General features: G+C 70.4%; 11 protein-coding genes. 7 read left to right on the top strand and 4 right to left on the bottom strand.

The window, feature by feature from the left end; genetic code table 11:
• Window positions 1-12: 12 nt before the first annotated feature.
• On the bottom strand, window positions 13-1,302 hold the full coding sequence (locus MQE23_RS19785) for an ion channel protein (RefSeq protein WP_243379727.1): 1,290 nt from the start codon (window positions 1,300-1,302) through the stop codon (window positions 13-15).
• Window positions 1,303-1,353: 51 nt separating this feature from the next.
• Complete coding sequence (locus MQE23_RS19780; protein WP_010044286.1) at window positions 1,354-1,719, bottom strand: YbjQ family protein; 366 nt, start codon at window positions 1,717-1,719, stop codon at window positions 1,354-1,356.
• Between the two features lie 135 nt (window positions 1,720-1,854).
• Here MQE23_RS19780 and MQE23_RS19775 point away from each other — a divergent pair, with 135 nt between their 5' ends.
• Window positions 1,855-2,724, top strand: a complete 870-nt coding sequence (locus MQE23_RS19775; protein ID WP_020271524.1) for a VTT domain-containing protein — start codon at window positions 1,855-1,857, stop codon at window positions 2,722-2,724.
• 52 nt (window positions 2,725-2,776) lie between these two features.
• On the opposite strand, the gene MQE23_RS19770 is transcribed toward MQE23_RS19775, so the two are convergent.
• Both MQE23_RS19770 and MQE23_RS19765 read right to left on the bottom strand, forming a co-directional pair.
• On the bottom strand, window positions 2,777-4,474 hold the full coding sequence (locus tag MQE23_RS19770) for a threonine/serine exporter family protein (RefSeq protein ID WP_243379726.1): 1,698 nt from the start codon (window positions 4,472-4,474) through the stop codon (window positions 2,777-2,779).
• A 114-nt stretch (window positions 4,475-4,588) separates the two neighbouring features.
• Window positions 4,589-5,080 (bottom strand): inorganic diphosphatase, encoded by a 492-nt coding sequence (locus MQE23_RS19765; RefSeq protein WP_031487466.1) that lies wholly within the window; start codon window positions 5,078-5,080, stop codon window positions 4,589-4,591.
• A 79-nt stretch (window positions 5,081-5,159) separates the two neighbouring features.
• Between MQE23_RS19765 and dacB the strand changes: the two genes are divergently transcribed.
• The 6 genes from dacB (at window position 5,160) to folE (ending at window position 12,895) form a co-directional block, all read left to right on the top strand.
• The gene (dacB, locus tag MQE23_RS19760; protein ID WP_243379725.1) at window positions 5,160-6,740 is read left to right on the top strand and encodes a D-alanyl-D-alanine carboxypeptidase/D-alanyl-D-alanine-endopeptidase; all 1,581 of its coding nucleotides are present in this window, start codon (window positions 5,160-5,162) and stop codon (window positions 6,738-6,740) included.
• A gap of 216 nt (window positions 6,741-6,956) precedes the next feature.
• Window positions 6,957-8,084 (top strand): zinc-dependent metalloprotease, encoded by a 1,128-nt coding sequence (locus MQE23_RS19755; RefSeq protein WP_037667219.1) that lies wholly within the window; start codon window positions 6,957-6,959, stop codon window positions 8,082-8,084.
• 196 nt (window positions 8,085-8,280) lie between these two features.
• Window positions 8,281-9,315 (top strand): tRNA lysidine(34) synthetase TilS, encoded by a 1,035-nt coding sequence (tilS, locus tag MQE23_RS19750; protein ID WP_243379724.1) that lies wholly within the window; start codon window positions 8,281-8,283, stop codon window positions 9,313-9,315.
• 60 nt (window positions 9,316-9,375) lie between these two features.
• Entirely contained in the window at window positions 9,376-9,936 is a 561-nt protein-coding gene (gene hpt / locus MQE23_RS19745; protein WP_020270244.1) for a hypoxanthine phosphoribosyltransferase, read from the top strand.
• Between the two features lie 186 nt (window positions 9,937-10,122).
• Window positions 10,123-12,162 carry an ATP-dependent zinc metalloprotease FtsH gene (gene ftsH / locus MQE23_RS19740; protein WP_020270243.1) on the top strand — a complete coding sequence of 680 codons (2,040 nt, stop codon included), beginning with the start codon at window positions 10,123-10,125 and terminating at the stop codon, window positions 12,160-12,162.
• 127 nt (window positions 12,163-12,289) lie between these two features.
• The gene (gene folE, locus MQE23_RS19735; RefSeq protein ID WP_020270242.1) at window positions 12,290-12,895 is read left to right on the top strand and encodes a GTP cyclohydrolase I FolE; all 606 of its coding nucleotides are present in this window, start codon (window positions 12,290-12,292) and stop codon (window positions 12,893-12,895) included.
• Window positions 12,896-12,897 lie beyond the last annotated feature (2 nt).

Genomic DNA, 12,897 nt, shown 5'->3' with positions numbered 1-12,897 from the left:
GGAGAGGTGGGGTCATCGGACCGGCGTCCCGTCCGGCCGCAGTTGCATCTGCTGCCGGCCCGTCACCAGCAGCCAGGCCGGCAGCGAGGCGACGCAGAGCAGGACGAGGATCCCCGGCGAGTCGATCAGCACCGCGGCGACGAACAGGCTGATCCAGCCCTGCCGGGTGATCGCCAGCAGCATCCCGAGCACACCGGCGGACACCCCCACCGACGGATGCACCCCGGACACCAGGGCGTGCGCGCACAGACCCAGGGCGGTGCCGGCGAACACGGCCGGGAAGATGCGCCCGCCGCGGAAACCGCAGGACGCGGCGACGAGCAGCGCGGCCAGCTTCACCACCGTCATGACGGCGAACTCCCCGGCCGACCAGCCGTCCGGGTCGTGCGCCAGCTCGGCGATCTCGTCGAGCCCCTTGAACAGCGTCAGATGGCCGCCCAGGGCCGCGAGAGCGCCCAGGACGGCCCCGCCCGCCGGGAGCATCAGCATCGGGTGCCGCAGCCGGCGGAAGACACCGTGGACGTACGGGAGCGCACGCACGACGCACATGCCGAGCAGCGCCCCCGCCGCGGCGACCACGACGGCCGCCAGCAGGTCCGCCCAGCCCGGCCGGCCGAAGGACGGCAGGTCCAGGTCGAAGCTCGGGCGGTCGATGAGCGTGGCCGTCAGGGCACCGGCCACGGCGGCGGTCAGCGGCGCGAAGAGGTTGTCCCAGAGCAGGCCGCGCGTCTCCTGCCGGGACAGCACCTCGGAGATGACGAGGGCGGCCCCCACGGGCGTGCCGAACAGGGCGCCGAGTGTCGCCGCCTCCGCCAGCGCCGGCCAGATCCGGCCCGGGGCCCGGGGGATGGCCTTTCCACCCAGCCAGACCGCCAGGCCGACGTTCACGGCGATGATCGGGTTCTCCGGGCCGAGGCTCGGCCCGCCGGCCAGCATCAGCGCGGTCGCCAGCAGCAGCCCCGGCAGCGCGAAGGGCGGCAGGACCGGCGCGTCCAGCCCCACGGTCGCCGGATCCGGTCCTGCGTGCCCCGGCACCTTCCACACCACCAGCCCGACCGCGACACCGGTCGCGACGAGCATCACGAACATCCACGCCACGGAGTACCGGCCGATGCCCAGTGCGTCCGGCACGGTCTTCCACAGCACGCCCTGGAGCTCCTCGGCGGCGACCTCCACCCCCACCAGGAGCAGGCTGGACATCACGCCGACGGCCACCGCGGGCAGGATCGACGGCAGCAGGGCGCGGGCGGGGGTCGACGGAGTGACGGAAGGCGCCTGCTGCTCGGTGTCGACCACGGGCACACGATAAAGGGATCAAACGCCGCAAATCAGAAACACGCTCGCGCGCGGGCCTCACTCCCGGGCCAGGACCACCGCCGTGCCGTACGCGCACACCTCGGTGCCCACGTCCGCCGCCTCCGTCACGTCGAAGCGGAACGCGAGCACACCGTTGGCTCCACGCGCGCGTGCCTGTTCGACGAGCCGTTCCATGGCCTGGTTGCGGGTCTGTACGAGCGTCTTGGTGAGCCCGCGCAGCTCGCCGCCGACCATCGACTTCAGCCCGGCGCCGATCTGGCTCCCCAGGTGCCGGGAGCGCACGGTCAGTCCGAAGACCTCGCCGAGTACTTCCTGCACGCGGTGGCCGGGTACGTCGTTCGTGGTGACGACGAGGACGTCGGGCCGAGGGCCCTGTCCGCCGCCGTATTCATCGATGCCCATGGTTCACAGCTTTGACCGGGACCGCGCACAGTGCATCCTGAGTACGCCCATGGAACCTGGGCCATGACGGCTGCGTTGATACTTTGAAGCAGTCAGCCCCCAGCCCGTACCCCCAGCAGCAGGAGCCACATCCCCGTGACCACGCTTGCGCTCGGCCCCGAGTGGCTCAGCCCGGACTATCTGATCTCGACGTTCAGCCTGCCCGGCATCCTGCTCATCGTCTTCGCGGAGTCCGGGCTCTTCGCCTTCCTGCCCGGCGACTCCCTGCTGTTCACGGCGGGCCTCTTCGTGGCCGAGGGCACCTACATCACGCAGCCCCTGTGGCTGGTCTGCACGCTGATCGTGCTCGCCGCCGTCATCGGCGACCAAGTGGGCTACATGATCGGCAAGTTCCTGGGCCCGAAGCTCTTCAACCGTCCCAACTCCAAGCTCTTCAAGCAGGAGAACCTGGACAAGGCCCACGAGTTCATGGAGAAGTACGGCCCCAAGGCGATCGTCCTGGCCCGCTTCGTCCCGATCGTGCGCACCTTCGCCCCCATCGTCGCCGGCGCCGGCCGCATGAAGTACCGCACGTTCCTCACGTACAACGTCATCGGCGGCATCGCCTGGGGCACCGGCGTCACCCTCGCGGGGTACTGGCTGGGACAGATCGACTTCATCAAGAAGAACGTGGAGTCGATCCTCATCCTGATCGTCCTGCTCTCCGTCGTCCCGATCGTCATCGAGTACCTCCGCGACCGCTCCAAGAAGAAGCGCGCCGCCGCCGAGGCCCCGGCGGCCCAGCCCCATCCCCCCGTCATGGACGACGCGACGACCCAGCTCCGCCGCATCACCCCGGACGACCAGCCCCACCAGCAGCCGCAGCAGCCCCCGTACGGCAGCCCGAACGGTTACAACGACCAGCAGTACTACGGCCAGTACCCCCAGGCCCCGGGCTACGGCCAGCAGCAGCCCTACGGCACCCAGCAGGGCGGGGGCCAGCCCCCGTACAACGGGGGTTACTGACAGACGACTCGCGGCCGCCAACGGACAGGAAGCCCGAGCACAGGCAGAGGCGCTAGAAACCCCTGGTCCGCTTGGCGGCCCGCCGCTTCTCGGCAGACCCGATCCGCAGGAATAGCCGCGAGATTTCCGTTCCCAGGTTCACTCCGATCGCGATGGCCATCGCCAGCGCCGCGGCCTTCGACAGCCACACCAGCCCCGCGTCGACATTGTTCTGCGAGATCGACAACAGCCCGAAGTACGACGCGGAACCGGGCAGCAGGGGCCCGATGGCCGCCGTCGTGTACGGGAGCGCCGACGCGAACCGGTACCGGGACAGCAACTGCCCGAACAGCCCCACCAGCCCCGCCGCAACCGCCGTCGAGGCAACCGGCGAGAATTCGCCCGTGTAGTGCATCGCGCCGTACACCGACCACGCGACACCGCCGTTCAACGTCACCGCCAGCACGGTGGATCGTTCCTGCTGAAGCAGTATCGCGAAGGCCAGGGACAACAGCATCGACGCGCCGATCTGCAACAGCGGCCGTGGATCGGTACTCAGAGCCGCCTCGGGGGTGAGGCGGGCGCCCAACTGGACGCCGACGTAGAGCATCACCAGCACTCCGACGACGATGCCCACGAAGAAGTACATGACTTCCAGCAGCCGTGCGGACGCCGTGATGTAGTAGCCGGTCAGACCGTCCTGCACGCCCGCCACCAACGCCCGCCCGGGCAGCAGCGCGAACAGCCCACCAGTGATCACCGCGGACGCCTCGACATCCACGTGCGCCAGCGTCAGCGCGATCCCGATCGCGGCCGGAGGCGTCGCGGCGACCGTGAACTGGTAGAACTCCGGCAGCCCGCGCCCCGCGCACAGCCAAGCCAGCCGGTCGCCGAGCATCGCGCCCAGCACGGCCGCGAAGAAGACGATCAGGTCACCACCGACCAGCACCGATGCCGAGCCCGCCAGCAGCCCGCTTGCGGCGGTCAGTACCCAGCCGGGATAGGGGTGCCGGTTGCGGCGGATCTCGGCGAGTCGCCCGTAGGCCTCCTCCAGGGAGATCTGCGCCTCCGGGTCGCTGAGGTCGTCCACCAGCTGGTACACGGCCGCCAGACGCGTGTAGTCGGTGCCCCGGCGGCGTACCGTCCGGGACGCCGTCACGGGGTCGTCGACCAGGGACGGCTGGTGGGAGATCGACAGCAGGGTGAAGGTGACGTTCGGCTCGCAGCGGTCCAGGCCGTAGGACCGGCAGACGGCGAACATCGCCGCCTCCACGTCCTCGGCGCCCTCGCCGCCCGCCAGCAGCAGTTCACCGATACGCAGCGTCAGGTCGAGCACACGCGGAACAGCCGGACCCTCGTCCTCTTCCGCCTTGTGCGCGGGCTCCGGCGCGGGCCGCTCGGCCACCGGCATCCGCAGCATCGTGCGCATCCGGTCCTGCCAGGGCACGTCCTTGGTCAGACTGATCACGGGGATGCCGGTCGGCGGCGTGAAGGCGGGCGGGGCGTTTTTGGCGCTGTAGGTCCTCGGCGGGTTGAACGCCGAACCCTCCGGCTCCGCCGCGGGCGCCTGCGGGACGTCGAGTCCCTTGGGGAAGACGAACTCGGACGTCGTCTCCGACTCCGTACCGGTCGTTCGGGGCACGGCCAGCCCCTCCGGGATCGCGAACTCCGACGTCGTCGACATGTCCCCGTCGACGGCGGCCCCGGCCGGAGGCATGAAGGCGCTCCTCGCCTCGTCCGACTTCGGCTTGCGGTCCTCCGCGTCCGTCACTGCCTGGCGCTCCCTGTACGACACGTAAGCCTCAGTACCCCCCAGCCTCAGTATGCGCACATACAGGCGAACGGGCCGCACGCGCAGGCGTACGGCCCGTGAGCATCAGAAAGGTCAGTGACCGCCCTGGTCCTTGAAGCGCTTGTACGACCGCTCGATCTCGGCCTCGGCCTCGGTGCGGCCCACCCAGTCGGCGCCCTCGACCGACTTGCCGGGCTCCAGGTCCTTGTAGACCTCGAAGAAGTGCTGGATCTCCAGGCGGTCGAACTCCGACACGTGGTGGATGTCCCGCAGGTGCTCCACACGCGGGTCCGTGGCCGGCACGCACAGCAGCTTGTCGTCGCCACCGGCCTCGTCCGTCATCCGGAACATGCCGATCGCCCGGCACTTGATGAGGCAGCCCGGGAACGTCGGCTCGTCCAGGATGACCAGCGCGTCCAGCGGGTCGCCGTCCTCGCCGAGGGTGTTCTCGACGAAGCCGTAGTCGGTCGGGTAGGCGGTCGAGGTGAAGAGTCGCCGGTCCAGGCGGATACGACCGGTCTCGTGGTCCACCTCGTACTTGTTGCGCGAACCCTTCGGAATCTCGATCGTGACGTCGAACTCCACCGGTGGCTCCTCCATGATCAACACATAGTTCTGGTGGTTAAGTGTCCCTCACGCAGGTGTGTGATCGCGAAAGGGGCTGGTGGTCGTGCCGGAGCTGCGTCCTTGGCGGGCCGCGAAACCGCACGCGGTGCGGATCGCGCAGGCCCTGCGACCGCGCCTGGCCAGGGCCGCCGCGGCCGCGAAACCACGGATCGCGCGGCTCGCCCGAGCCGGAAAACCGCAGGTCGCGCGGGTCACCCGGCCGAAGACCTGGCACTACACGGCGGGCGCCGCCACCGCCGGCCTCGCACTGGCCGCCGGTGTGGTGACCGCCGCCGGCCCCTGGGACTCCTCGGGTCAGCGTACGGCCGAGCGGGACCGTGCCGTGGCCCTGGGCCGCGCGGGTGGCACAGATCACGGCCGGGCCCCCGGCGCGCCCGCGCAGCCCCGGCCCGCCCCCAGCGCCGGACCCGTCCTGACCGGCCTCGGCGGTGTCAGCACCGTGAAGTCCGCCCCGGACGGCAAGGCCCTCGCGAAGACCCTCACGCCCCTGCTGAAGGACCCGGCGCTCGGCCCCCGGCCGGCAGCGGCGGTCGTGGACATCACGACCGGCAGGCGCCTGTACGGCACGGACTCGGACGCCGCGCTCACCCCGGCCTCGACGACGAAGATCGCCACGGCCGTCGCCGCGCTGTCCGCGATGGGCGCCGACCACCGCCTCACCACCCGCGCCGCGCTGGAACCCGACACGCAGGAAGTCGTCCTGGTCGGCGGCGGCGACCCCACCCTCACGGCCCGCGAGGCCTCCGACGGCTCGGCCAGTCTGCGCCTCCTGGCCGACCAGACGGCCGCGGCCCTGGCCCAGCGCGGCATCCGTGACGTGACGCTCTCCTACGACACGACCCGGTACGCGGGCACCCAGAAGCACCCGATCGGGGTCAACCCCAATCTCGCCCTCGTCAGCCCTCTGATGGTGGACGAGGGCCGCACGGACGACTCGACCAGCGGCCCGGTCGCCCGCGTGACCGACCCGGCCGCGGACGCGGCCCGCCGCTTCGGGGACCTGCTGAGGTCCCGCGGCATCAAGGCAACGTCCCCCGGGCCGTCGAAGGCCACGTCCCGCGCGAAGACCCTGGCCACGGTGGACTCGCCCCCGCTCTCGGCCCTCGTCGAACGGATGCTGACCAACAGCGACAACGACATCGCCGAGGCCCTCGCCCGCCAGACGGCGATCGCCACCGGCCACCGGGCCGACTTCGCCGGCGCCGACCAGGCGATCAACGCGCAGCTCCGCAAGCTCGGCCTGCCCCTCAAGGGGGCGGCCTTCAAGGACGGCAGCGGCCTGAACCGCTCCGACCGTCTGACCGCCGGCCTCCTCACCGCCCTCCTGGCCAAGGCGGCCGACCCCGCCCACCCCGAACTCCGCCCGGCCCTCACCGGCCTCCCCGTGGCCGGCTTCACCGGCACCCTGACCACCCGCTACACGGACGGCGCAGCCGGCGTCGTCCGCGCCAAGACAGGCACCCTGACCGGCGTGAACACCCTCGCGGGCACGGTCGTCGACCAGGACGGCCGCCTGCTGGCCTTCGCCTTCATGGCCAACAACACGACCGACCCGGCAGCGGCCCAGACGGCCCTGGACAGGGCGGCAACGACACTGGCGGCCTGCGGCTGCCGGTAGGCACGGCCGTGGGCAGCCGATCCGCCCCGCCGTGGGCAGTCGTTCCGCTGGGGCGGAACGGGTGGGCACGGCCTGCAACGCCGAGTACCGGCCAAGACACCCCAGCCCTGCCGACCCAGCACGCCGGCTACGACGCCGCCAGCCAAAACGCACCCCCAGCTCCACCACCCCCTCGCCGCCCTGCCCCAGCGGCCGGCGCTCACGTACGGTTGACGCATGACGAGCATCGGTGGTGCTTCAACCGGCATGGTCGACTGGAACCTCGCGGTCGCGACCGCGACCCGGCTCGTGCGGCCGGGCCCCGACGTCAGCCGCGACGAGGCCCGGGCCGTCGTCGCGGAGCTGCGCCGGCATGCCAAGGCCTCGGAGGGTCACGTCCGGGGCTTCACTCGTCTGGGCACGGAGGAGGGCCACGACACCCCCGTCCTGGTCGTCGACCGCCCGGGCTGGATCCGGGCGAACGTCGCCGGCTTCCGGGAACTGCTGAAGCCCCTGCTCGACAAGATGCAGGACCGGCGCGGCAACACCCCCGGCGGCGCGGTCATGAGCGCCGTCGGCGGCAAGGTCACCGGCGTCGAGCTCGGGATGCTCCTGTCCTTCCTGGCCTCCCGCGTCCTCGGCCAGTACGAGACCTTCGCCCCGGCCACGCGCCAGCTCCCGGCGGGGGAGAACGGCGGCGGCCGGCTCCTGCTCGTCGCCCCGAACATCGTGCACGTGGAGCGCGAACTCGACGTCGACCCGCACGACTTCAGGCTCTGGGTGTGCCTGCACGAGGAGACACACCGCACGCAGTTCACGGCCGTGCCCTGGCTGCGCGACCACCTCGAGGGCGAGATCCAGTCCTTCCTGGGCGAGACCGACGTCGACCCCATGACCGTCCTGGAACGGGTACGGGAGGCCGCGCAGAGCCTCGCCGGGGGCCGCCCCGAGGCCGAGGAGGACGACGGCGGCCGCTCCCTCGTCGAGATCGTGCAGACGCCCGCCCAGCGCGAGATCCTCGCCCGCCTCACGGCCGTGATGTCCCTGCTGGAGGGCCACGCCGACTTCGTGATGGACGGCGTCGGACCGGACGTCGTGCCGACCGTCGGGGAGATCCGCGAGAAGTTCCAGCAGCGCCGCGCCAAGGGCGCCTCCCGCCTGGACCTGGCCCTGCGCAAGCTGCTCGGCCTGGACGCCAAGCTCCGTCAGTACCGGGACGGCGAACGCTTCGTACGGGCCGTCGTCGACGAGGTCGGCATGGACGGCTTCAACCGCGTGTGGACCTCGCCCAACACCCTCCCCACCAAGACGGAGATCGCCAAACCGGCGGACTGGATCGCGCGGGTGCATCGCAGGACCGAGTAGTGCACATCGCGGTTGGGTCGTGAAAGGAAACGGGCCGACGGCAGGCGAACGCCCCTCCAATCACCCGTCCGAGGGACCGTGAGCGAGGGGTAGGCGTGCAATGCTCGGGGAACGGCCCGGTTCTGTCACCATCTACACACTCTGCGTGACCGACACTCGGGTTCACCCCCCGAAAACTTCATGAAGGGAACCGGACATGGGTCCCCATCCTGCGGTCGCGGCGATACGCCTGGCGGTCCGCCGCGTCCTCCACGACCTGCTCACCGAACACCGCACCGCCGCCGCACTCCCGCACGCCCCCTCGCACGAGCCGCCGCCCCCGCCGCTCGTGCTCGTGGCATGCTCCGGCGGCGCCGACTCCATGGCCCTCGCCTCCGCCCTCGCCTTCGAGTCCCCCAAGCTCGGCATCAGAGCCGGCGGCGTGACCGTCGACCACGGCCTCCAGCCCGGCTCCGACGTACGGGCCGCGGAAGTCGTCCAGCGCCTGCGTGAACTCGGCCTCGACCCCGTCGACTCCGTCGCCGTGACCGTCGGCCGCGCGGGCGGCCCCGAAGCCGCCGCCCGCGACGCCCGCTACGCCGCACTCGACACCGCCGCCGAACGCCACGGCGCCGCCGCGGTCCTGCTCGGCCACACCCGGGACGACCAGGCCGAAACCGTCCTGCTGGGCCTCGCCCGGGGCTCCGGCATCCGCTCCCTGTCCGGCATGGCCGCGGTCTCGGGGGCCGGCGGCCGTTACCGGCGGCCCTTCCTGGAACTCGACCGGCAGACCGCCCGCAAGGCCTGCATGGTCCAGTCCCTGCCCGTCTGGGACGACCCCCACAACGCCGACCCGGCCTACACCCGCTCCCGGCTGCGCCACGAGGGCCTGCCCGCACTGGAGAAGGCCCTCGGCAAGGGCGTCGTCGAGGCCCTCGCCCGTACGGCCCAGCTGTCCCGCGACGACGCCGACGCCCTCGACTCCTGGGCCACCCAGGCCGAGGCCACCGTCCGTGACTCCGCCGGGCAACTGGAGTGCGCGAAGCTCTACGCCCTGCCGCCCGCCGTACGCCGCCGAGTGCTGCGCCGGGCCGCCATCGCAGCCGGTGCCCCGGCCGGTTCGCTGTTCGCCCGTCACCTCGAGGAAGTCGACCGGTTGATCACCGGCTGGCGCGGTCAGGGTGCCATCAACCTCCCCGGCAAGGTCATGGCCCGGCGGCAGGGTGGCAGACTGGTGATTCGGCAAGGCTGAATCACGTCCCCCTCCGAGCAGTCGGTGGAGGGGCCGCTCAGTCAGGGACGACCGAAAGTGATGCGGGTGGACGCGAAAGACATGGGTGCCGACCTTCAGCAGGTACTCATCACCAAGGAAGAGATCGACGCCAAGCTGGCCGAGCTGGCCGCGAAGATCGACGCGGAGTACGCGGGCAAGGACCTGCTGATCGTCGGCGTCCTCAAGGGCGCGGTGATGGTCATGGCCGATCTCGCCCGGGCGCTGTCCACCCCCCTCACCATGGACTGGATGGCCGTATCCTCGTACGGGGCGGGCACCCAGTCCTCCGGTGTGGTGCGGATCCTCAAGGACCTCGACACCGACATCAAGGGCAAGCACGTCCTCATCGTCGAGGACATCATCGACTCCGGCCTGACCCTGTCCTGGCTGATCTCCAACCTCGGCTCGCGCGAGCCCGCCTCCCTCAAGGTGTGCACGCTGCTGCGCAAGCCCGAGGCCGCGAAGGTCGCCATCGACGTGGAATGGGTCGGGTTCGACATCCCCAACGAATTCGTCGTCGGCTACGGGCTCGACTACGCAGAGAAGTACCGCAACCTCCCGTTCGTCGGTACGCTCGCGCCCCACGTGTACGGCGGCTGAAACTCCGGCCGGGGTGCCGTGACGGAGATCGGGAACCCCGGCGGGCTTCCCGCCGTTGGAGCATGCGTAGACGGATCGCCAGTCGTCCCGCGCGGCTTCAGGTGACAATGCTGGGGTACCGTCCGAAGAACAGCCTTTATCAAACTCACTATGGCAGGAGGGACGGGGCGGCACCGCTCCGTATGGATGGACGTGAAGCGATACTTCCGTGGGCCGGTCATGTGGATCGTGCTGGCCGTCCTTGCCGTGGTCGTGTTGATGCAGGTCGTCGGCTCGTCCGGCGGCTACAAGACGGTGGACACCGGCCAGGTCGTCCAGGCGATCAATGACAACAAGGTCGAGTCGGCCAAGCTGACCACCGGCGACGAGCAGACCATCAAGGCGTCGCTCAAGGACGGCGTAAAGATCGAGGGCAGCTCGAAGATCCAGGCGAGCTATATCGGCGACCAGGGCGTGACGATTGCCAACACGCTCCAGGCGAAGTTCCAGGACAAGCAGATCCCGGACGGCTACACGGTCTCGCCGTCCAAGCAGAACCCGTTCGTCGGGATCCTGCTCTCGCTGCTCCCCTTCGTCCTCATCGTCGTCGTCTTCCTGTTCCTGATGAATCAGATGCAGGGCGGCGGCTCCCGGGTCATGAACTTCGGGAAGTCCAAGGCCAAGCTCATCACCAAGGACACCCCGAAGACGACGTTCTCGGACGTCGCCGGCTCGGACGAGGCCGTCGAGGAGCTCCACGAGATCAAGGAGTTCCTCCAGGAACCGGCCAAGTTCCAGGCCGTCGGCGCCAAGATCCCCAAGGGCGTGCTGCTGTACGGCCCGCCCGGTACCGGCAAGACCCTGCTCGCGCGTGCCGTCGCGGGTGAGGCCGGGGTGCCGTTCTACTCGATCTCCGGTTCCGACTTCGTCGAGATGTTCGTCGGTGTCGGTGCCTCCCGGGTCCGTGACCTGTTCGAGCAGGCCAAGGCGAACGCCCCGGCGATCGTCTTCGTCGACGAGATCGACGCGGTCGGCCGCCACCGCGGCGCCGGCCTCGGCGGTGGTCACGACGAGCGCGAGCAGACGCTGAACCAGCTGCTCGTCGAGATGGACGGCTTCGACGTCAAGGGCGGCGTGATCCTCATCGCCGCGACGAACCGGCCCGACATCCTCGACCCGGCGCTGCTGCGCCCCGGCCGATTCGACCGGCAGATCGCCGTCGACCGCCCGGACATGCAGGGCCGTCTGGAGATCCTCAAGGTTCACCAGAAGGGCAAGCCGGTCGCCCCGGACGTCGACCTGTCGGCCGTCGCCCGCCGTACGCCCGGTATGACGGGTGCCGATCTGGCCAACGTGCTGAACGAGGCCGCCCTGCTGACGGCCCGCAGCGACCAGAAGCTGATCGACAACCACATGCTGGACGAGGCGATCGACCGTGTGGTCGCGGGCCCGCAGAAGCGGACCCGGATCATGTCGGACAAGGAGAAGAAGATCACCGCGTACCACGAGGGCGGACACGCCCTGGTCGCGGCGGCCTCGCCGAACTCCGATCCCGTCCACAAGATCACGATCCTGTCGAGAGGCCGCGCCCTCGGCTACACGATGGTGCTGCCGGACGAGGACAAGTACTCGACCACGCGCAACGAGATGCTGGACCAGCTGGCCTACATGCTGGGCGGCCGCGCGGCCGAGGAGCTCGTCTTCCACGACCCGACGACGGGTGCCGCCAACGACATCGAGAAGGCCACGGGCCTGGCCCGGGCGATGGTCACGCAGTACGGCATGACCGAGCGTCTCGGCGCGATCAAGTTCGGCGGCGACAACACCGAGCCCTTCCTCGGACGTGAGATGTCTCACCAGCGCGACTACTCGGAAGAGGTCGCCGCGCTGGTCGACGAAGAGGTCAAGAAGCTCATCGAGACCGCGCACAACGAGGCCTGGGAGATCCTGGTCGAGAACCGCGACGTCCTCGACAACCTGGTGCTGCAGTTGCTGGAGAAGGAGACGCTGGGCAAGGAGGAGATCGCCGAGATCTTCGCCCCGGTCGTCAAGCGCCCGCCGCGGCCCGCCTGGACCGGCTCCTCCCGCCGTACGCCGTCCACCCGCCCGCCGGTCCTCTCCCCCAAGGAGCTGGCCCTGACGAACGGGGCGAACGGCGCGACGCCGGCCATCACCACCGCGAAGAGCACCGCGGCGGAGCCCGCCCCGGCGCCCGAGCGAGCCCCGGAGGACCGCCCCGAGAGCTGATCAGCGCTCTCCCGGTGGCCCACCGGGCCCGGAATGGATGCCGCGCCCCCCAGGTTTTAGCCTGGGGGGCGCGGCTTTCCGCCATTTGTGCAGGCCGCCCGTGATGGAAACAGGAACGAGGCACCAGATGACCGACCCCGTGATGCTGGACGGCGAGGGCCAGATCGGCGAGTTCGACGAGAAGCGGGCCGAGAACGCCGTACGGGAGCTGCTGATCGCGGTCGGCGAGGACCCTGACCGCGAGGGGCTCCGGGAGACTCCGGCGCGGGTGGCGCGGGCGTACAGGGAGATATTCGCGGGGCTGTGGCAGAAACCCGAGGACGTGCTGACGACGACGTTCGACATCGGGCACGACGAGATGGTCCTCGTGAAGGACATCGAGGTGTACTCGACCTGTGAACACCATCTGGTGCCGTTCCGGGGCGTCGCCCACGTCGGGTACATCCCCGCCCACAGCGGAAAGATCACCGGGCTGTCCAAGCTGGCCCGGCTCGTGGACGTCTACGCCCGTCGTCCGCAGGTGCAGGAACGACTCACCACGCAGATCGCGGACTCGCTGATGGAGATCCTGGAACCGCGTGGCGTCATCGTGGTCGTGGAGTGCGAGCACATGTGCATGTCGATGCGCGGGATACGCAAGCCCGGCGCCAAGACGCTGACGTCGGCCGTGCGGGGGCAGCTGCGGGACGCGGCGACGCGGAACGAGGCGATGAGCCTCATCATGGCGCGCTGACG

It is taken from the genome of Streptomyces sp. HP-A2021, from assembly GCF_022807935.1.
Lineage (GTDB): Bacteria > Actinomycetota > Actinomycetes > Streptomycetales > Streptomycetaceae > Streptomyces > Streptomyces afghaniensis.
This window is presented reverse-complemented; position numbering and strand designations above follow the sequence as displayed.

Bases quoted from the DNA above. Each gene is read 5' to 3' on its own strand.
- MQE23_RS19780 (WP_010044286.1), bottom strand. From the start codon at position 1,719: ATGGGCATCGATGAATACGGCGGCGGACAGGGCCCTCGGCCCGACGTC.
- MQE23_RS19755 (WP_037667219.1), top strand. From the start codon at position 6,957: ATGACGAGCATCGGTGGTGCTTCAACCGGCATGGTCGACTGGAACCTC.
- tilS (WP_243379724.1), top strand. From the start codon at position 8,281: ATGGGTCCCCATCCTGCGGTCGCGGCGATACGCCTGGCGGTCCGCCGC.
- hpt (WP_020270244.1), top strand. From the start codon at position 9,376: ATGCGGGTGGACGCGAAAGACATGGGTGCCGACCTTCAGCAGGTACTC.
- ftsH (WP_020270243.1), top strand. From the start codon at position 10,123: ATGGACGTGAAGCGATACTTCCGTGGGCCGGTCATGTGGATCGTGCTG.
- folE (WP_020270242.1), top strand. From the start codon at position 12,290: ATGACCGACCCCGTGATGCTGGACGGCGAGGGCCAGATCGGCGAGTTC.